The organism is uncultured Kriegella sp. (assembly GCF_963975415.1).
Taxonomy (GTDB): Bacteria; Bacteroidota; Bacteroidia; order Flavobacteriales; family Flavobacteriaceae; genus Kriegella.
In genome coordinates this window covers 50,951-69,289 of the sequence record NZ_CAXBGN010000004.1, presented here as the reverse complement: position 1 = coordinate 69,289, position 18,339 = coordinate 50,951, and the positions used below count along the sequence as shown (strand labels likewise).

Genomic DNA, 18,339 nt, shown 5'->3' with positions numbered 1-18,339 from the left:
CCTTTCAGATAAGCCCGAGGCCCTATTGTTTGTAGCTCGTGCTGTAGCATGTTTTTACTTTGTTTTAAAAGAAATTAATCCTATTTTATTTTTTATTCTTTTGCCATAAGTAAGTTGTCTCCAGATCCATTCCATTGGTCCAAATTGATGAGTCTTCAGCCACCATTTGCTACATACAACTTGTAAGCTGAATATTATCACTGCAATTCCTATGTTTAGGGTATATCCGAATTTTCCGACAAAACCAAAGCCAATGCCATAGAACAGCGTTGTAGCTAACAAGGTTTGAAGTAAATAGTTTGTTAAGGCCATTTTGCCAACAGGAGCAAACCATTTTAAAAATGTATTTCTTTTTTTATACAAAAGTGCTAGTAAAGCAACATAACCAATTGCTAGAGGAACAGTACCAAAGGCGTAGCTCAATGTTTTCATAAGTGACCAAAATATGTCATGATTAGAAAAATAGGTGATACCTGTTCTAATAATACTAATTGGGAGTCCTATGCAAATACCCCAAATAGCAACCTTTTTTAAAAAGGACGTATTGTCTAATATATTTTCATCTAGAATTTTTCTTCCAGCCCAAAGACCAATAAGAAATATACCTAAAACCTTAAAGGCTCTACCTTCATTTAAAATATCTGCTAAGCGAATTATAGCATTTCCGATATTAACTTTAAAAAAATCTAAAAGACTATTACTTTCCAGATATGCTATAAAATCTGTCATTAAGACTCCTTGCCACTCTGAAATCGGGAGACCCAAACTTTGATTGTACTGTAGGTTTAAATCATAAAAATACAAAGGGTAATTCCACCCGATAGCGTTAATAATTAGCCAATTAACGATAGGCAGTAAAATTAAAATCACAGCATATTTCAATAATTGGCTGTTACTTAAATTAACAAACCAAATAAGTGTTAATCCTAGTATGGCATATAGTGTTAAGATGTCTCCCATCCAGAGAAATATCAAATGAATTAATCCAATCATCAGAAGCCAGAGCATTCTTCGTCTAAAAAATTGGGCAAAAGGTTTATTGTGCTTTTTTAAGTTTTTGTATTGTATGACACAACCTATTCCAAACAATAATGAGAAAATAGAATAGAATTTACCATCAACAAGTGTATACATGATTAATTCAAAATAATCATCGATAATAAAGAATGCCGAGCCCAGTCTATTTTCTATGGGATAATCAAAATACCCGGAAAAATAAACAATGTTTGCGCATAAAATAAAGAAGATGGCAATACCTCTTAAAATATCAAGGTACGCGATTCGATTCGTTCCTTTTATAGGTGCTGGTTGGTTGGTTCCGGTCTTCATAAATTATTCTTATTGAAGTAAAAAAGGGTAAACTTCATTTTTTAAATGTTCGTTAAGATACATCCTTTACAAAAGTTATAGATTAGGGTTTACACTAAATTAGTATCCAACCTTGTTGATTGTTCTGTGGTTCTTAATTCATTTTCGTTAAAGTAGCCTAAAAACACGTTTCTATAAAACACCCTGCATACTCCATTTCCCATTTCTAAGGCACCGATGTATTTTCCTTTTAAAGAAGCGGAGATGTAAACCTAGTGGTAAGGTTTTTTGCGTATAAATGAGCATTGCCCTCGAAGTTTTCAATCCATTCGTTTAATTGACATTCAAGGCTAAAATTCTCTTTAATTTTAGTATGACAAGATAGAAGTAATGCAAATAAAGCTAGTATTGATATTCTGAATGGTTTAATTTTTACCTATGATGGTTATTCTGTTGCTTAGTTTTGTCAAATGACATACAACGTCCCGGCTAAAGCTTTTTTTTAAAGCCAAATTAAAAACCTGAAGGCCTTTGCAAATGAGGATAAACCATTCGGTTTAGCATTTATTAGCTATTTTTTATGCACTGTGCTGGCGGTAGTTTTTATTCCGTTATCATCAAGTAATATCCATCCAAATCTCGCAGACAAAATTGCTCTTTTCCGGAATTCGGATTCATATGTCGGGCTTCTTCCATTTCTAATTTCAGTTCCTTGGCATTATTCCAAACTTTATTTAAGTCTTCCACTCTCAAATACAAGATTAGTCCATTCCCAGGTGGTATTTGAGGACTTGAGAGCGTAGGGTGTTCATGTTCTCCCCATTTATGCAAGCAAAGGAAAACTTCTCCGGTATTGTCCGTTAACATTTCAAATGTTGAGCCTCCGTGACTGCTATTGCAATTAAGCAATTTTTGATACCATTTTGAACTTTTTTCAACATTGAAAACGCCAATTATAGGTTCATTTTTTATCATTCAACTTTTTTTAAATTACCGCATCTAATCATACTGAATATGCGTCGATTTTCAGAAGGGAAAATCTGACCGCAATTAATAATAGGTGTTGTTGTACCACGTTATTTTTTAATTCGATTATATTTGTTTAGAGTTTCGATAAGTAAATCATGAGGAAGCGCATATGCTGTATTCCCATTGATTCCTTCCATTGTTTCAGCTGCTACCATCGCATTAATAATTGCCTCCTCAACGGCTTGTACGGTTGCTTCGAAAACTGGCGTCAGTTTGTCATTCGACATTGACTTTACGGTTGTAGTTTCATCTCGATTAAATGCATTTTCATTTGCGGTTGAGAAAGCTAAAAAAATATCGCCAGAACCATTACTTCCTCGTCCGCCTACAATACCAATTCCTAAAGGAATTCTTTGGGCTATTCTCTTTAATTGATGTGGTAAAAGAGGTGCATCTGTCGCTACGATTACTATAATTGAACCATCACCTTCTTGTCTCCTTGATTTTGGGGGTGCCTTAAATTTATAATTTAAAGTATCTCTTAATTCAATTCCAACGGGAACACCAGCGATTGATAAATTTCTTTTCGCTCCAAAATTTGATTGAACGATTGCTCCAACTGTATACGATGAATCCTTAATTTTAATGACTCTGGAAGAAGTTCCGGTTCCACCTTTAAATCCCAAGCACATCATCCCAGTTCCCCCGCCAACATTTCCTTCGGCAATCTTTCCACCTGAGGTATTTTCAATAGCTTCTATAACATGCTTTTCCTTTACATGAAATCCGTAAATATCATTAAGAAATCCATCATATGTTTCCGCTACTACCGGATAGGTATACCACCATTCTTCTCCATTGTACCAATCTGTATCAACATACCATTTTAGCACAGCTTGTCTGACCTCACCAACACTGTTTGTATTTGTAATCATAATTGGTGTTTCTAAAAAACCTGATTCAGTAACCCAAGTTGTACCAGTCATTTCTCCGTTTCCATTAAGACTATACCAGTTAGCATAAACAGGACTAAATTTTTTTGCCTTTCCTCTTGGAAATATTGCAGTAACTCCTGTTCTTATAGGTCCTTTGCCCACGATGTTTTCTCCTTTTCCGGAAATGATTGTGCTGTATCCGACTTCTACACCTTTAACATCCGTAATAGCATTGAATTCCCCGGTTTTACCAACAAAAGGAACTCCTAAATCTCTTGCTCTTGGTTTTTGCGTATAAGATTGGAAACAAATTAGCGATAATAAAAAAATTATAAATATTCTTGTCATATTGGTTGGTTTATAATGTGATACAACAATTGTACACATTCACTTCAACAGTTTTTTTACACTGAACTTTCCTTTCTTTTTTAGCTTCTCCAAAATCTTAATAAAAGCAATGGCCGTGATATAGGTGTCGCCCAAAGCGGTATGCCGATCTCTTTTAGAAATATCGAACTTATCGGCCAGTTCATCTAAGGAATATTGCTCTTTTTTCTTTAATAAGGGAGATTGTATCAAGGTTCTTTTGTATAGATTGGAGGTGTCCAAGACTTTGTTCAACAGTTTTGGCATACCGTGTCTTCTCAGCGCGCAATTGATCATGGTGATGTCAAAACCGGCATGATGCGCTACGATGACCGAATTGCCCACAAATGCTAAAAATTTTTGCAGCGCCTCTAGTTCGGTAACGCGAATCTTACGCTCATCCCTTAAAATACCATGTATTTCTACGTTTTTTGCATGGTAAAAATATTGATCTAAATAGACTTCAAAAGAATCTCCTACGGCAATCGTGTTATCTTTTAATGACAGGGCGCCCATACTGAGCATACGGTCTTCCCCATAATCGAATCCGGTTGTTTCGGTATCGAGCACCACAAAACGAATATCCTTGAGATCGGCGGTCTGCTTTTGTTTGAAGGTGTCTTCGTAGGCGTACCAAAAATCGGGATAGTGTATTTTCTTCTTTTTAAAAAACTGCATTATCCTAACAGATTTGTAACCTTAAACCGTACTTTGATCAACTCTTGTAACTCTTTGATAGTCTTAAAGGTACGTTTTAGTTTTATTTTTTCTTCCTTACTTAGTTTGTCCAAGGCGATAAAGCGTCCCGAGTCGTTATGGAGCAAGCCTTGCCTGGTTCTAAATTTGAGCAGTGCCTTTGTGGCATAGGAGCAGGCTAAAAATAGTTCTTGGTTGTTGGATTCCAGTTCGGCCAATCGCTCAAACCGTCCGGCGGTATTATTTATGGATTTAATTTTATGGGAGAGGATAAGCACGCGCGCCGCATCGACCAACGGCATTAGCGCCCTTCGCTTGAGATCGAAGAAATCTTTGTGGGCACCATCTTCTTCTACGAGAAACGATCTGAAAAAGCCGGATGGAGATGGATTTTGTAATGCCCCACTCGCCAAATGGAGAAAAAAGATGGGGTATTTCGAGGTTTCTTCGAAGATATGCTCCGTGAGTTGATTGACTAGCTCTTTTTCACCATAGGTCAAATTATAATCAAAGAATATGGAGGATAGCAGTACCTCATCGGGTCCGGGGTTGACGATCCAGTGCGAGACCGAAGTTTTCCATTGCGAAAGGCTGAGACACCATTCGGGGTTCGAGGCCATCATTTCCGCAGGGCAGTATTCGTAGCCTATTTCCATCAATCCCCTCGTGATATATTTGGCCAGTTTTACAAAATACGCGGTAGTTTCCGGTAATTTTTCCGCGGTAACATCTTCAAAAATTAGGGCATTATCTTGGTCGGTATGTAACAGTTGCTCGCTGCGACCTTGGCTTCCCATAGCCAGCCATGCAAATTTAACGGGTGGGGGCGTATCCATGGTTTCCAACGATAGTGTTATCACCTGTTTGATACACGCATCGTTCAGTTCAGCGATAATACGCGAGGTCAGCGTCAAGGGAATATTCTGGTCTAAATAACCCTTTAGCAACTGCATAATGCCCTTGCGTATCTGCTTAATTTTTTTGATTTTTCCCGCTCTTTTGATACCCTTCATTAAAACCGCGGGGTTATTGCCCAGCGTTAGCATCAAATCGTGCTTTGAAAGAATACCTTCGGCGGGGCTATTGGCCGTACCATCGGTCGTAAGGCATAAATGGCTGATACTGCTTTTCATCATGGCCATTTGTGCCTGGGCAATGGTCATTTTGTTGGGGTAGGTGATAACGGGCGATGACATAATGGCCGAAGCCTTGGCGGTAATGGGAAACGTACCCGTCGCCACCTTGTTACGAATGTCTTTGTCGGTAATGATACCAATGGGCAATTTGTTTTCCAAGACCAGCATGGCGCCCACCTTTTTCTTGGTCATTCGTTCGGCAATGGTCTTTATGGAAGTCGCTTTGGTACAGCTGACCAGCTTTTTTGAATAGGTCACCTGTTGCAGGTCGAATAATGCCGACTCGGCCGTATTGCCCTCTTTCAATACACCATTGGTTTCCGAAGGTGCACTTGTTTTTATCGCATACGGGTTTCGGGTATTCGAGGCAAAACTTTCAATCAGGAAATTGCCGACCGCCTCGTAATTTTGGGTGAGCGGCCGAAAAACGTTTAAGGGGATGGCATACAGAATGGTCTCTTCGTACGCAAAGGCATCCATTTTATAATTTTCATTGGCAATCAACGGGCGTAGCCCGAAGATATCACCTTCATCGCACATGTCGATTATCGTATTGTTGCCTTTATTTTTTAGGATGACGGCTCCTTTGTGTACGACATAAAAACGTTCATGGGGTGGCTCGTTTTCTTGAAAAACAGCATTGTCCTTATCACGATAAACAATAGAAACTTCTCCTGAAAGTAGCTCTAAGTCTTCTTGGCGCAAAACATTAAAAGGCGGAAAGTTCTTTAAAAAATCGGCAACGCGAAGCGATATGGTATTGTTCATGAAACAAATTTAAAGATAAAGTTGGTTGTCCGTATCGGGCAGCATTCAAAAGCACCGATTTAGTGCTAAAAGTGTCAGACAATCCATTTGAGTTTCGGCAATTAGCCGCTTTCTTTAGTCGTTTGTTCGTGAAGACATCAATACGGGCAGCTTCAAGGTAAAGCACCTATTTTTACTTATGAGGAAGCAATTGTTTTTTTGGGAGGACACTAAAAAACTAATAAAAAGCCCTGTGGCCGAACCACAGGGCCTGTAGCTGCTATTTTAATTTTTAAGATGAAGCTCCACAATTTTCGACCATTTCTGAACCGCTTGCAATTCTCCGCTAAGCTGCATATTTACGTCGACATTGTAAAACTGGAATTCAATTTCTTGCCGGTCTTTTGCTTTTGGGGTAAAACTTAACTCAAGACGGTCTATTTCACGATGGTTTCCGTCTTTGCTTCTAACGACGTGGCCAATATTGTTGACCTTACAACGCTCGATACCATTAAGGTTCACGTACTGCAACGTTTCTTCGGTCTTCGTTTTTTTAAAGAAGAAAAGGTATTGCTTTGTTTTATCGATTCCGATAACAAAGTCACTGCAATATTCATGTTCACTTATTTTACAATCGTGTTGATCGGCTAAAGTGATCAACGATTGTAACATTTTTTTCTCTCTTTTTTTTCTGCCTTGTGTTATTAAAACAAACGGTACAACACAGACAGCGGCTAGAATACCGCCGATGATGGTACTTGCTAATTCCATTTTTTTAAGCTTTTGAATTTATAAATTGTAACTGCGGGCCGTGTTAGCACAGCGCCTTGCGAATTCATGTCGAATTCGTTTGAAAAACAATAAGCACTTCAAATGGATTACCAGAAGTAATGGAAGGGAAAAATAAGGTCGGCTTTCCGATAGTGTATCAGAAAGTTTTTCGAACTTTTTAGGTATTGCGCATACTTACTTTCGAAAAGTACATTGGTCGTGTTTACCAAAGCCCATACGCTGTCAAACGGATTCTTTACATTCGATGGCGTGTGGTTATCGGCAGTGGTTACCCCACTTTCCGATTCGGGGGTATGGTAAAACAAGGCGGTTGAAACCGCCGCAATATTGGTTTCACCGTGCTGATGTGAATCGGTAGGGGATTCGGTCGAACCGTACGAACTGATCACCATGCCAAGGGCAAAGCAATAGATTGCGGTCAACGCAAATCCGATAAAATTTCTAACTAACGTTTTCACGCCGCAAAGATAATTCTTTGTATGATCAATTCCGTTTTTTTAAGAATATTTGGGAAAGCCGCTATTACGTTTTGTAAACCACGATTCCGTAGGTTATTGGTCACATTTATGGTATACGGCCATCGCTGTAGCGGTCGGTCACAAGCTTAGCATTAAGCGTTATCTTTGCCATCGAAATCCGCTGTTTTGAATTCATTCATGTCCACCCTTTCCGAAAACTATAAGGAACTGCTGCAAATTCTGAAAAGCAGTAGTTTCTCAAAGGCCTTGTTGATCGCTATTGCCGTTACGGTACCAATTTCAGTGTGTATCGCATTGGGCCATTTAGAAATCGGCCTGGCCCTTTGTTTCGGGGCCTTTTGGAGTTCCCCCAGCGACGTTAGCGGTAGTTATCGGCATAAGAAAATCGGGATTTTGTTTTCGGCGGCCCTGGTCATGGTGGTGAGTTTTATCGGAGGCTACCTCGATATCGCTACAGTAGTGCTGGTTCCGCTTTTGGGCGTGCTCTCTTTTGCCATTGCGTACCTCTCGGTTTATGGGTTTCGGGCGTCGTTGATCAGTTTTTCCGGACTTTTGGCCTTGGTGTTGAGCTTTGCCCATGATCCGCAAGAGCTCGAGGTGTACCAATATGCCCTTTTGACCGGGGTCGGGGGACTGTGGTATTTGCTGTTGATGGTCATCTGGCATCACCTGAACCCGAGAGGACAGACCGAAGAAACGCTTACGGAAACCTATGTGCTCACCGCCGAATTTCTCGAAACGCGGGGCAAATTGGTAGGGCCGCAGGCAGACCGCATAGCCTTGCAGTCGCATTTGCACGAGCTGCAGGAAAAATTGACGACCAATCACGAAACCTTGCGTGATATTCTGATCTCTTCGCGTAAAAGCTCGGGGCGTTCGGTCTATCAAAGCAAACGGTTGTTGGTTTTTGCACAATTGGTGGAAATGTTGGAAACCGCCGTCGCCAACCCTGTGAATTATGATAAGATGGATGTGCTGTTAGAAGCGCACCCCGAATATATCAAAAGCTTTCAGAACCTGATCTTTGAGATGTCGGATCAATTGCGAAAAGTGGCCGATGCGGGATCTGACCTTAAAAAACTGCCCAAAAACAGCACATTGACCGCATGTTTTAAACGCGTACAGTTAGAGATTTTAACCTTTAAGGAAAGTGGCACCGCACAACATATCGAAGACTTTTTGATGCTTCAGAATTTGTTCGAGTATCAAGAAGAACAGTTTGAAAAACTTAAAAAAATCAAATGGCTGCTGGGCAATTCCGATACCGAAGACCTGGAGTTTATCGATAGGGAAACCGCCGAAAAATTCGTTGCCCCGCCCGATTACGACCCCAAACTATTGCTGCGCAATCTAAGTTTTAAATCGACCATTTTTAAGCATTCGCTGCGGCTGGCGGTCACCGTAATGGTCGGCTATGCCTTGGGTACGCTTTTCGATTTTCAAAACCCCTATTGGATCTTGTTGACCATCATCGTTATCTTACGGCCCAGTTACGGACTCACCAAAGCCCGTTCTAAGGATCGGGTCATCGGTACCCTGATCGGCGCGGCGATCGCTTCGTTGATCGTGCTCGTGGTGCAAAACGCCTATCTGTTGGGTATATTAGGTTTGGGATCGTTGATCATTGCCTTTTCGATGGTTCAAAAAAACTATAAAATCGGGGCTACGTTTATTACGCTGAGTGTTGTTTTTATCTATGCCATTATTCGAACCGATGTACTCAACGTGATACAATATCGGGTGTTGGATACGGTGATCGGGGCGGTATTGGCCTTTTTGGCTACGTTGTGGTTGTGGCCCGCTTGGGGGTTTCTTGAAATTAAGGACAGTATTAAAAGTGGGGTAGCGGCCAATAAGAACTTCTTGGATCAGATAGCGCTGTATTATCAAAAGAAAGGAAAAGTACCCACGGCCTATAAAATAGCGCGAAAGGAAGCTTTTTTGGAAACCTCGAACCTAAGTGCCGCTTTGCAACGTATGGTTCAGGAGCCCAAATCGAAACAGAAATATAGGGATGAAATCTATGAACTGGTGGCACTTAACCATACTTTTTTATCGTCTTTGGCGTCGTTAAGTACGTATATACAAGGGCATGCCACCTCGGAAGCCTCAGCGCAGTTTCAAACGATCATCGACCGTATCGAACAAAATTTGGATCAACTGCTTGCTTCGTTGCAGTCTACGGAAACTGCAAATATCACTGAAGAAACAGGTGCAAAAAACCTTTTTAAAGAACACCTTGCTAGTGTTACAAAGGAAGATACGGGTGCTGCCGACGTATTTTCAAAAGGGGAGCAAAGAAGCCTTCAAGAGGCCCATTTGGTTTGGGAACAACTGCAATGGTTGTTGGGGCTAAGTGCCAAAATGCGGAAACTGACGTTACAAATTAAGTTTGAATGAAATTATAGTAGGCTTCACTATTTAGCCTAGGAATTTTATAGACATCAACAATAACCTACTGTACCTTTCTTATCTTCCTTTCTTTCTCTAGTTCCTTGGCTATCTCCAAATCAAGAAAAAAAGATTCTACTATCAATCTAAAAGACCTAGATTCCCATAACCTATCCTTATTCTTATAGACGTAGTTGATAACGTTTATATCATTAAAATCCGGGTGTTGTTAGTACGAAGTGTTTTTCGTTCTATCTTCTTTAAGTTCTGTTTCAATCTCCTTTAATTTACTTATCACTCTGCTATTGGGCGTTGTCTCTCCTTTCAGATAATGTTGAAATGTTCTGGTTGATTTGCCTATTCTTTCGGCAAAGTCGGCCTGACTAAGATTAGACCGCTCAAAAATTCGCCTTATTTCGCTTTCGTTCATTGGTTAAATGTTAAAATTGCGTTTTCTTCGCAAGAATAAACTAATCGTTCTCACTGTTTAATTTTTTGTAATTGTTGCCAAGTCGTTATATAGCTATTTTGACGCAGGGATAAAATTGGGGAAGTCACTTTTGTACTGTTTAAAAATACACTAAAATATATAAGTTAAAAACTTATTTTTTGTAAGTAGGGTTTTCGGTAGGCGCTAATTAGTTGCAATGCCCTGGCTTGTTGTACATATGGGCGGTTTCGCCAGACACCTAAAATTGACTTGTCTACCGCTGACTGACACCAAAAAAGGCTGGTAAAGAGGGGCATATGAGTCTGTTTTCCTGTGGTAAAGGCTTTTAAGACGGTTATCGGTGTTGGCAATTGGCTTTTTTTATTTTCTAGCGTCTATAAAACCTATACATAATAATTTTATTCCCAATTACCTTGAATTTTGAGCATTTCAAATAATCAGTTGCTTTTCAACTTTTCAGCAACTTTATCGTAATATTCCCGGGTCACTACTTCAGTCCAAGTTGTTGGTTGTCCGCCACCATATAAAGCTAAATATGTTACATCACTAAATTTCGTTGAGGAATGCCAATGTTCAATTTCCTTTTCACATTTAATTACGTCTCCTTTTTTCAGAATTACAGGTTCATTTCCTTTTTCCTGATAATATGCTTCTCCATCTACAATTATTAAAACTTGGGCAGAACCGTGTTTGTGCCAATCTAAGGTTGAGTTGGCTTTAAAAGTAGCTTTTGTGATATTATAACCCAATTCCTCGTCATCGTGAATAATGGCATTCAACCAAGCTTCTCCGATATAATGGGTATTTGGTGCTTTTGTTCCTTCCGTCAGATAGGAGGATACACTGTAATCAGCGTCTTGGGAAAATACAGATACAGAGGCTAAAATAAACAGGAGTACTATTGAATTCTTCATTTTCTTAAAGTTTATATAGTTCTTGTTAGTTCCGAATTTTATTCTTGCGTACAATTTGTTATATCGACACAAACTATGGCTTTATCCGTCTTGGATTCAAGGATAAAAATTGGGGAAGTCTTGTATGCTACCGTTTAAAAATACGCTAAAATTTGTAATCTAAAAACCGGTATTTTATATATGAGGTTAGTGGCTGTCGATTTTAGGGGCATGCCCTAGCTTGTTGTATATATAGGCGGTTTTGCAAAGTACCTACAATTGGTTTTTATCTCTGACTGGCGGCAAAAAAGTCTTTTAAAGAGAGGTAGATAAAGCTGTTTTTTCTGTAGTAACGGCTTGTGCAACGGGTACCGGTGTTGGCAACTGGCTTTTTTATTTTCTAGAGTCCATAAAACCAATACATAACAATTTTATTCCCCATTTCATAAGTTCAATAGATTCCTTGTTATTTAATCCGCAAACATCTTTAGTAACTACAAGCGGCTCTATGCCCATCAAAATCGTAAAAAGGTTTGAGAGGTCTTCTTTTTCTTTATTTGTAAAATTTGTTTGCTCAAAGAGCAACTGCAATGTTTTCTTTCTTCTAGCACCCCTTTTTGGAGTAGAAATATTCAAATCCAGCACGGTGCTCAAGTATTTTCGAAATAGTTTTTCATGGTCTATGACAAGGGTATTGTAATAGTCTTGTATTTCAAGAGCCTTATCTTCCATGCTCGTTCCCTTAAGGTTTTTACAAATTATTTCTGGACTTTTAGGGATTATATCGAGTGCGGCCTCTGCGGCCAAAATATCAACATTGGGAAAGTATCTGTAGACTGTTGCTCGCGAAATTTTTGTCCGTTTTGCGATATCCTCAAGATTGAATTCCAATCCATTGTTCAGAAAATACTGGGCACTGACCAAAATTTTGCTTCTGGTTTCTAATTTCTGATTTGTACGACCTGAATTAACGTAGCTTTCGTTCATGAGACAAATATCCCATAAAATTTGGAAAATAAAAAATGAACGCTTAAGTTTGTGAGACAAATATCTCATGAAATGGAGTTAAACAATACAAGATGGGTGTTGGGTCATAAAGTGACAGCTCATGAAACGACCGGCGATTACGACCTTATGATAGCTGAAACTCCTCCAAAAGTACCGGGGCCACCACCACATTTTCATAATTCGTATAAAGAAACGTTCTTGATGATTGAAGGCGAAATGGAGTTCATGGTAAATGGTGAGACAACCATTGTAAAGGCAGGCGAATCAGTTGATATTCCCCCAAAGACTTTACATACCTTCGGGAACAAAAGTGATAAACCATGCAAATGGGTAAACATTCATAGCCCGAAAGGTTTTAGAAATTTCTTCGAACAAATGGGTATTCCTGCAACTGAAGAAAATGCAACTGAAAAATCGTTAGATGCGGCCGTAATCAATAAAGTGATGACAACAGCATCTGAATTTGATATGATAATAAAGGTTTAAAATCCAGAAGCTTATTTATTTGCTAGACAACTTCGCAAGGCACTGGAAATTGGTTTTTATCGCTGACTGAAACCAAAAAAGTCCTCTTAAATAGGGGTAGATAAAACTGTTTTTTCTGTAGTAACGACTTGTACAACGGTTGTCGTTGTTGGCCACTGACGTTGCCTTCTGATTACATTCGGATGGAACACATATAAACCCAAATTATAAAAAGGATTTGTAAAGGAATTCTAAACCACAAATACGAAAGACCATGTCCGTCAAATGTTCCTTTTTGATAATTCACATGGTTTATTGAAGCATAAATATTAGCTGGTAGCATTAGCAGCAGAAAAATGATTAGCGTCCACGCAGCTATATATTTAAATCTTGGAATTAGGAGCCCTATTGCCATGAAGATTTCAAATACTCCTGTGAGATAAACAAAACTTTCTTTGTAAGGTATAAGATTAGGGATCATCATCGACATTCCTTTTGTAAATGCAAAATGCCCGATAGCTGTAAATACAAGCATTATCGACATTGCAATTCTTGCAGATAGGAGAAAATCATATTCATTTTTGATAATTTTAAGTACAAAAAGGGCGATAATAAAACTTGATAAAAGTACAATTAGCGGTTTCATATTTTACATAATTGGTGATATGCAAAGGTCAGCAAGCACCAATGTAAAAACAATGAACCTAAGTTAAGTAATGCGTCTTCTTATTCTGCTCAATGCTTGCGGAGTTACGCCAATATAGGAAGCAATATATTTTAATGGAATTTGCCGTAACAATTGTGGTCTGTCAGAAAATAAGTCCAGATAGCGTTCTTCCGCTGTTTTGCTCAATAAGGAAAGTTCTCTTTTCGATTTTATGAGAAACATATTTTCAGCCATTTTTCGTCCAATACTATTTCCACTGTTTGTGCTTTCATAGACCTCCTGTAAGTCTTTGTGTGAAATTGTCCATAAAATGGTATCCGTCAACGTTTCAATTTGGTATTCAGAAGGGGTTTGCTTTAAAAAGGAATCATAACCTGTGACAAATTCATTTTCGAATAGAAAACCAAAAGTTAAATCGACCTCTTCCCTTGGGACATAAAATCTGACGATTCCTTTACTTATAAACGATAGTTGTTTTTCGATTTCCCCAATTTTTAATAAAGGCGTATTTTTTTTGAGTTTTACTTCTTGCAATTTTGAAGAAAAAAACTGCCAATCAGCATCGTTCATTGGAGTGATGTTTTCAATAAAATTTCTGATTTCGTTCATGGGTTACGTATGCTTATTTGTTTGTGGCTAACGTTTTATATCGACACTAAATATAGCTTTATCGTCTTTGTTTCAGGGGCACAAATTGGGGAAAGTCTTGTGCGCTACCCTTTAAAAATACATGAAAAAATGTAAGTTAAAAACCAATTTTTTTAGGTGGGGGGTGTTGGGAGGTGGTACTTTGTTGCACTGCCCAAGTTCATTATTTATATCGACAGTTTCGTAAACTGCCTGGGCTTGGTTTACCTATCGCCGGCAATCATCAAAAAGCTTCTATGAAGGGTCTATAAAGCTACTTTTTCTGTAATAATGGTTTGTGCAGCGGTTACGGCTGGTGGCCAAAGTTTCTCAATTACACTTTAGTCCCCTGTTTAAATTATGGGCAGCTTAATTATTTTTCTCGATGAACATAGTTAACACCTCTTTATCATCGCTATCGGTTCCCTTAATTTTAATTCCTGTTTTATCAATTAATAGCTTATAGCGCGTCTTATGGTCTGCAACTAGAATGGGAAAATTGTTTTCTTCAACCTTTGCAGTTTGAAAAGAGTACCGGTGTCTATGGCCATTGACCATTAAATCGATACCTGCCTTGTTAAGTATGGGTACAAACTTTGATCTTACTTCAAGATCCCCGTGCCATTCTTGCCCTCTGTTGTGATCATAGGGGGGAATGTGCATAAAAGCGATTTTGTGTTCGGCATTTTTAAAAGCGTCTGATTTTACAACTTCTGATAACCATTTTGCCTGTTCGCTACGATATGCATCAAAATCTGCAAATCCGCTATATTCTATGTCAGAATCAGCCTTATCTTCTCCTGAATCTAAAATAATAAACAATGTTGTTCCGATCGAATAGGTATAATAATATTTGTTTTCCGGGAAATGAAAGTATTTTTTTAGTTCATTTGCCTTTCTACCTCTTGTTTCATGATTTCCCCTTACAATAACCAGCGGTTTCGTTTGTGCAAATATAGCCACACAGGTATCCAGTACCCCGTTGTATAAATCCGATTCCGAATCAAAAGAATCCACAAAGTCACCATCTAACAATACAAAGTCAGTTGTATCCCATTCAACGCCCTTCAAAAGACTGCTTACTTTAGCCGTTTTTTCATGCATATCACTCAGTACTACAAGTGATATTTGTTCTTTCTTTATGGGCTGGGTTGTAAAATAAAGAGGTTCTTTTTTGTATACTTGGGTCGCCACAGTTTTTCCAAAACTCATATCATCTTTTACTTCTTGTGAATAAATACGATAGGCATATTTTGTGGCAGGAGTCAAGTTTTTTAACGTTACACGGTGTAACATACTTATATTCTTTAGTCCGTCAGCGGAGTTAAAAATTTTAGTTCGTTCCTTTTGATAAAAATTTGATCCGTCTTCTTTATAGTATTCGACCCATGATATTGAATTTTCAGAAGTACTCCAACAAATGGTTACTTCATTGGAGGTGAGGTATTGAAGATAGGGACCATGTGTAATTTCAAGATTTTGAGCATGAATCCATTGCGTTGAACACATGAACAAAACAATGGCATAAAAAGAGCTTTTGATGTTGCACTTGCTTCTCATAAGTGGTTGTCTATTTTTTAATAAATACGTTCTCTAGCATTTAAAAATACATTAAAATGTGTAAGCTAAAAACCAATTGTTATAAGAGGGGTTGTTGGGAGGGGCTATTTAGTTACAATGTACCGGTCGTTGTGGCTATAAGCCAATTCCCAAGACACCCAAAAATTGGTTTTATATGTGATGGACATCCAAAAAGCTTTGATTTTTACAAAGCCAAATCAACAAGATGTAGCGAACTTGTTAATAAACATATAACTGTGGGAAAGCACCAAAACCCGTATTGATTTTGGCTGGTTTCGTCATACGTTATTTTTGTAATATGAGTTGTTCAATTTTTTTATTATCGGTGCTGTTTTGAACGTGTTTTGAATTTTCTAACAAAACAGACGCTTTTAAAGAAGGGAAAATTTTATGGGCACGTTTAAGCATTTTTATACCGGGAAACATAATATCCTTTTTTGCAGCAATTATGGTGATAGGCGTTTGTATTGATTTAGCCTCTGCTTCTTTTATTACAGGAACAGGAGTAAAATCCATTTTGAAATATAAAAATACCTTTGCCAGATAATTTAAGGCGAAAGAATCTGGCTCGGTAAATAGTGTTCTTAAAAAATTTTCAAGATATTTCCTTTTTTTAGTTTTTATATAAAATTTCATAGGAACAAATACCTTAAACAATAGCACTAAAGGGTTTCCATTTACAATAAATGCAGGCGCAGCTAAAAACACTTCTTTAATATTTTTTTCGTTGTGAATCAGCGTTTTGAGTATGATCAACCCTCCAAACGAAAAACCGGCCATGACCACATCTTTTAAACCCAATTTATTTATAATCTCATTGATCCAGATACCGTAACTATTGTCTTTCATACTTAATCGCGTCTCTGTACTTCTATTGGGTTGCGCTAAAACATCTAGGGCAAATACTTGAAAATCTTTATAAAGGTTCGAATAGGTTTCCAAGGCAATAGGGGCACAGCCATTTGAACCATGTATAACGAGTATTGGTGGCTTTGTGGCATCTCCAGTTACAATAATATTGGTCTTTCCGAAATCAGTATCAATAATTTGATCTGTATAAACGATATCGAGCGCTCTTAGCTTTTGGTCATAAAGATTCAGTATTTCTTTTTTACCTGATGCCGATTTATATAATGATTTCATTTTGTAATTTTAGGACAAATTTACTAATTATAATTTATTAGGACAAGTTTACTAATGCAAAGAAAAAAGAAACAGATTTTAGATGCCGCTAGAGCCTTATTTAACGAAAATGGTTACCATGATGTAACCATAAGAATGATTGCCCTAAAAATGAATATGAGTTCAGGAAATCTCAATTATCATTACAAAAAACGAGAGGATATTTTTGAAGCCTTATATTTTGAAATGGTTTCGGAATTTGATGATCGGGTACACGCATTGAATGAAACAGAAGTTTCGATTGAACAAATTAAGATTGACGTGGAGAGAAGTATGAAAAGAATGTTGGACTATACATTTTTTTGGACTGATCTATATAATCTATTGTCGATAAGTACTACAGTAAACGACCATTTTCAAGCGGTTTATAAAAAGAGAGTTGAGGGTTGTTTTTTATTATTTGAAAAAATGCAGGAAAAGGGCTTAATGCAAGATGCATCTTTTGAACTGGAATATAATTTTCTCGCTGAAAGAATGATCAATTACGGTAATACCTGGTTATATTCTAGCGGACTTTATTCCAATAAGTCAAACCCGTATACCATCGATTACCACGTGAACATATTCTTAAGTATTTTATTTCCGTTTCTTACGTTGCAGGGAAAAGAAGAAGTTCAAAAATTAATACCGGCGATTTTTGAGTGATATATACAGCTCGTTTTATAGGTAAGCCGTTTCGCTAAGCACCTGCAATGGGCAATTCGTCACTGACAGAAACCCAAAAAGCCTTTTAACTATTGGTATAGGAAGCTATTTTTTAGTAGGAACGCCCTGTGTAAGGTGTATTATGGTGAGTGTACCTTTAATTTAATTCTTTTCAGTTGTTCGAAGGCCTTAAAAGTCACATCTTTTCTAATCATAGGAAACATATTCATATCAAATTGTGCTTTAGGCGATACGTTTGTAGCAAAAAAATAAGTTTTGTTTTTGTACTGCAGATATCCTACAAACCAGCCGTTGTTATTTCCATTCCTAATTGACCACCCTGTTTTTCCACTGAGTATGTGTTCATCACTTACCTCGATTACCAACATCCTTTTCATTATTTTTTTAGTCCGTTCGGAAATCGGGAGATCGGATTGATAGAAGCGCTTTAAAAAGTCTATTTGTTGAAATTGATTAATTCGGGATGCTCCTTCGAGCCAAAAAAGATCAATATTCGTTGAGTCAACTATCATGTTTCCATAGTCCAGTTTTTCCAAATATTCGGTCATTCTTTGTATTCCGATATTTCGTGCCACCTCTTGATAACAGGGGACACACGAAAAATGAAAGGCATCGCTAAAGATTAAATCTTGCTCCCAATTTTTAAGTCTTCTTTGTTCCCCATTCCACTTGAAAAGTGTACTGTCGTTTTCAACAACCCCCGTTTCCAATGCTATAATTGAATTCGCTATTTTAAATGTAGAAGCCGGTAAATTCCCTTTTTTAGTCCATTCAAAGTCATTCGAGTAGTAGGTGTCATCTTCAAGGTCATAGATCAGAATGGCTCCTTCAATATTTGAAGTATCCATAATTGTTTGAAATTCCGGGACTACAATTTCACGTGCTGTAGCGTTGTCTTGATTTTTATCAGAAGCGGTCTTCTTACCCGAACAGGAAAAGAATAAAGCTAATAGTAATGTGAAATAATATATTTTCATTTG

18 protein-coding genes are annotated in these 18,339 nt (G+C 38.0%); 3 read left to right on the top strand and 15 right to left on the bottom strand.

Going from position 1 to position 18,339, the window contains the following annotated elements; all coding sequences use genetic code 11:
• Positions 1 to 54 precede the first annotated feature (54 nt).
• The 7 genes from AACZ88_RS09990 to AACZ88_RS09960 form a co-directional block, all read right to left on the bottom strand.
• Complete coding sequence (locus AACZ88_RS09990; RefSeq protein ID WP_339709447.1) at positions 55 to 1,329, bottom strand: DUF418 domain-containing protein; 1,275 nt, start codon at positions 1,327 to 1,329, stop codon at positions 55 to 57.
• A gap of 582 nt (positions 1,330 to 1,911) precedes the next feature.
• A complete protein-coding gene (locus tag AACZ88_RS09985) occupies positions 1,912 to 2,283 on the bottom strand; it encodes a VOC family protein (protein WP_339709445.1) in 372 nt (123 codons plus the stop codon).
• A 101-nt stretch (positions 2,284 to 2,384) separates the two neighbouring features.
• A complete protein-coding gene (locus AACZ88_RS09980; RefSeq protein ID WP_339709443.1) occupies positions 2,385 to 3,560 on the bottom strand; it encodes a P1 family peptidase in 1,176 nt (391 codons plus the stop codon).
• A 39-nt stretch (positions 3,561 to 3,599) separates the two neighbouring features.
• A complete protein-coding gene (locus AACZ88_RS09975) occupies positions 3,600 to 4,256 on the bottom strand; it encodes a 3'-5' exonuclease (protein ID WP_339709441.1) in 657 nt (218 codons plus the stop codon).
• Complete coding sequence (locus tag AACZ88_RS09970; protein ID WP_339709439.1) at positions 4,256 to 6,178, bottom strand: DUF294 nucleotidyltransferase-like domain-containing protein; 1,923 nt, start codon at positions 6,176 to 6,178, stop codon at positions 4,256 to 4,258. The genes AACZ88_RS09975 and AACZ88_RS09970 overlap by 1 nt, the downstream gene beginning before the upstream one ends.
• 264 nt (positions 6,179 to 6,442) lie before the next feature.
• Complete coding sequence (locus AACZ88_RS09965) at positions 6,443 to 6,928, bottom strand: hypothetical protein (protein WP_339709437.1); 486 nt, start codon at positions 6,926 to 6,928, stop codon at positions 6,443 to 6,445.
• Between the two features lie 107 nt (positions 6,929 to 7,035).
• A complete protein-coding gene (locus tag AACZ88_RS09960; protein ID WP_339709435.1) occupies positions 7,036 to 7,407 on the bottom strand; it encodes a hypothetical protein in 372 nt (123 codons plus the stop codon).
• A 186-nt stretch (positions 7,408 to 7,593) separates the two neighbouring features.
• On the opposite strand from AACZ88_RS09960, the gene AACZ88_RS09955 reads away from it, so the two are divergent.
• Complete coding sequence (locus AACZ88_RS09955) at positions 7,594 to 9,828, top strand: FUSC family membrane protein (protein ID WP_339709433.1); 2,235 nt, start codon at positions 7,594 to 7,596, stop codon at positions 9,826 to 9,828.
• Positions 9,829 to 10,048: 220 nt separating this feature from the next.
• On the opposite strand, the gene AACZ88_RS09950 is transcribed toward AACZ88_RS09955, so the two are convergent.
• From AACZ88_RS09950 to AACZ88_RS09940, 3 genes are all read right to left on the bottom strand, one after another.
• On the bottom strand, positions 10,049 to 10,249 hold the full coding sequence (locus AACZ88_RS09950) for a helix-turn-helix transcriptional regulator (protein ID WP_339709432.1): 201 nt from the start codon (positions 10,247 to 10,249) through the stop codon (positions 10,049 to 10,051).
• Positions 10,250 to 10,707: 458 nt separating this feature from the next.
• Positions 10,708 to 11,184 carry a cupin domain-containing protein gene (locus tag AACZ88_RS09945; RefSeq protein ID WP_339709430.1) on the bottom strand — a complete coding sequence of 159 codons (477 nt, stop codon included), beginning with the start codon at positions 11,182 to 11,184 and terminating at the stop codon, positions 10,708 to 10,710.
• Positions 11,185 to 11,556: 372 nt separating this feature from the next.
• Complete coding sequence (locus tag AACZ88_RS09940; RefSeq protein WP_339709428.1) at positions 11,557 to 12,150, bottom strand: TetR/AcrR family transcriptional regulator; 594 nt, start codon at positions 12,148 to 12,150, stop codon at positions 11,557 to 11,559.
• 72 nt (positions 12,151 to 12,222) lie between these two features.
• Here AACZ88_RS09940 and AACZ88_RS09935 point away from each other — a divergent pair, with 72 nt between their 5' ends.
• A complete protein-coding gene (locus tag AACZ88_RS09935) occupies positions 12,223 to 12,657 on the top strand; it encodes a cupin domain-containing protein (RefSeq protein ID WP_339709426.1) in 435 nt (144 codons plus the stop codon).
• A 172-nt stretch (positions 12,658 to 12,829) separates the two neighbouring features.
• On the opposite strand, the gene AACZ88_RS09930 is transcribed toward AACZ88_RS09935, so the two are convergent.
• From AACZ88_RS09930 to AACZ88_RS09915, 4 genes are all read right to left on the bottom strand, one after another.
• Positions 12,830 to 13,282, bottom strand: coding sequence for a DoxX family protein (locus AACZ88_RS09930; protein ID WP_339709424.1), 453 nt, complete (start codon positions 13,280 to 13,282; stop codon positions 12,830 to 12,832).
• 63 nt (positions 13,283 to 13,345) lie between these two features.
• Positions 13,346 to 13,912, bottom strand: coding sequence for a Crp/Fnr family transcriptional regulator (locus tag AACZ88_RS09925; protein WP_339709422.1), 567 nt, complete (start codon positions 13,910 to 13,912; stop codon positions 13,346 to 13,348).
• A gap of 387 nt (positions 13,913 to 14,299) precedes the next feature.
• On the bottom strand, positions 14,300 to 15,490 hold the full coding sequence (locus AACZ88_RS09920; protein ID WP_339709420.1) for an FN3 domain-containing metallophosphoesterase family protein: 1,191 nt from the start codon (positions 15,488 to 15,490) through the stop codon (positions 14,300 to 14,302).
• A 306-nt stretch (positions 15,491 to 15,796) separates the two neighbouring features.
• On the bottom strand, positions 15,797 to 16,654 hold the full coding sequence (locus AACZ88_RS09915; protein ID WP_339709418.1) for an alpha/beta hydrolase: 858 nt from the start codon (positions 16,652 to 16,654) through the stop codon (positions 15,797 to 15,799).
• A 54-nt stretch (positions 16,655 to 16,708) separates the two neighbouring features.
• Between AACZ88_RS09915 and AACZ88_RS09910 the strand changes: the two genes are divergently transcribed.
• On the top strand, positions 16,709 to 17,338 hold the full coding sequence (locus AACZ88_RS09910; RefSeq protein WP_339709416.1) for a TetR/AcrR family transcriptional regulator: 630 nt from the start codon (positions 16,709 to 16,711) through the stop codon (positions 17,336 to 17,338).
• 140 nt (positions 17,339 to 17,478) lie between these two features.
• Here the strand turns inward: AACZ88_RS09910 and blaOXA are convergent, their stop codons facing one another.
• Complete coding sequence (blaOXA, locus tag AACZ88_RS09905) at positions 17,479 to 18,336, bottom strand: class D beta-lactamase (RefSeq protein WP_339709415.1); 858 nt, start codon at positions 18,334 to 18,336, stop codon at positions 17,479 to 17,481.
• Positions 18,337 to 18,339: the final 3 nt, after the last annotated feature.

Excerpts from the sequence above, each read along its gene's own strand:
- AACZ88_RS09935 (WP_339709426.1), top strand. The coding sequence starts at position 12,223 with ATGGAGTTAAACAATACAAGATGGGTGTTGGGTCATAAAGTGACAGCT.
- AACZ88_RS09945 (WP_339709430.1), bottom strand. The coding sequence starts at position 11,184 with ATGAAGAATTCAATAGTACTCCTGTTTATTTTAGCCTCTGTATCTGTA.
- AACZ88_RS09950 (WP_339709432.1), bottom strand. The coding sequence starts at position 10,249 with ATGAACGAAAGCGAAATAAGGCGAATTTTTGAGCGGTCTAATCTTAGT.
- AACZ88_RS09940 (WP_339709428.1), bottom strand. The coding sequence starts at position 12,150 with ATGAACGAAAGCTACGTTAATTCAGGTCGTACAAATCAGAAATTAGAA.
- AACZ88_RS09985 (WP_339709445.1), bottom strand. The coding sequence starts at position 2,283 with ATGATAAAAAATGAACCTATAATTGGCGTTTTCAATGTTGAAAAAAGT.
- AACZ88_RS09930 (WP_339709424.1), bottom strand. The coding sequence starts at position 13,282 with ATGAAACCGCTAATTGTACTTTTATCAAGTTTTATTATCGCCCTTTTT.
- AACZ88_RS09915 (WP_339709418.1), bottom strand. The coding sequence starts at position 16,654 with ATGAAATCATTATATAAATCGGCATCAGGTAAAAAAGAAATACTGAAT.
- AACZ88_RS09965 (WP_339709437.1), bottom strand. The coding sequence starts at position 6,928 with ATGGAATTAGCAAGTACCATCATCGGCGGTATTCTAGCCGCTGTCTGT.
- AACZ88_RS09980 (WP_339709443.1), bottom strand. The coding sequence starts at position 3,560 with ATGACAAGAATATTTATAATTTTTTTATTATCGCTAATTTGTTTCCAA.
- AACZ88_RS09925 (WP_339709422.1), bottom strand. The coding sequence starts at position 13,912 with ATGAACGAAATCAGAAATTTTATTGAAAACATCACTCCAATGAACGAT.
- AACZ88_RS09975 (WP_339709441.1), bottom strand. The coding sequence starts at position 4,256 with ATGCAGTTTTTTAAAAAGAAGAAAATACACTATCCCGATTTTTGGTAC.
- blaOXA (WP_339709415.1), bottom strand. The coding sequence starts at position 18,336 with ATGAAAATATATTATTTCACATTACTATTAGCTTTATTCTTTTCCTGT.
- AACZ88_RS09920 (WP_339709420.1), bottom strand. The coding sequence starts at position 15,490 with ATGAGAAGCAAGTGCAACATCAAAAGCTCTTTTTATGCCATTGTTTTG.
- AACZ88_RS09970 (WP_339709439.1), bottom strand. The coding sequence starts at position 6,178 with ATGAACAATACCATATCGCTTCGCGTTGCCGATTTTTTAAAGAACTTT.
- AACZ88_RS09910 (WP_339709416.1), top strand. The coding sequence starts at position 16,709 with ATGCAAAGAAAAAAGAAACAGATTTTAGATGCCGCTAGAGCCTTATTT.
- AACZ88_RS09990 (WP_339709447.1), bottom strand. The coding sequence starts at position 1,329 with ATGAAGACCGGAACCAACCAACCAGCACCTATAAAAGGAACGAATCGA.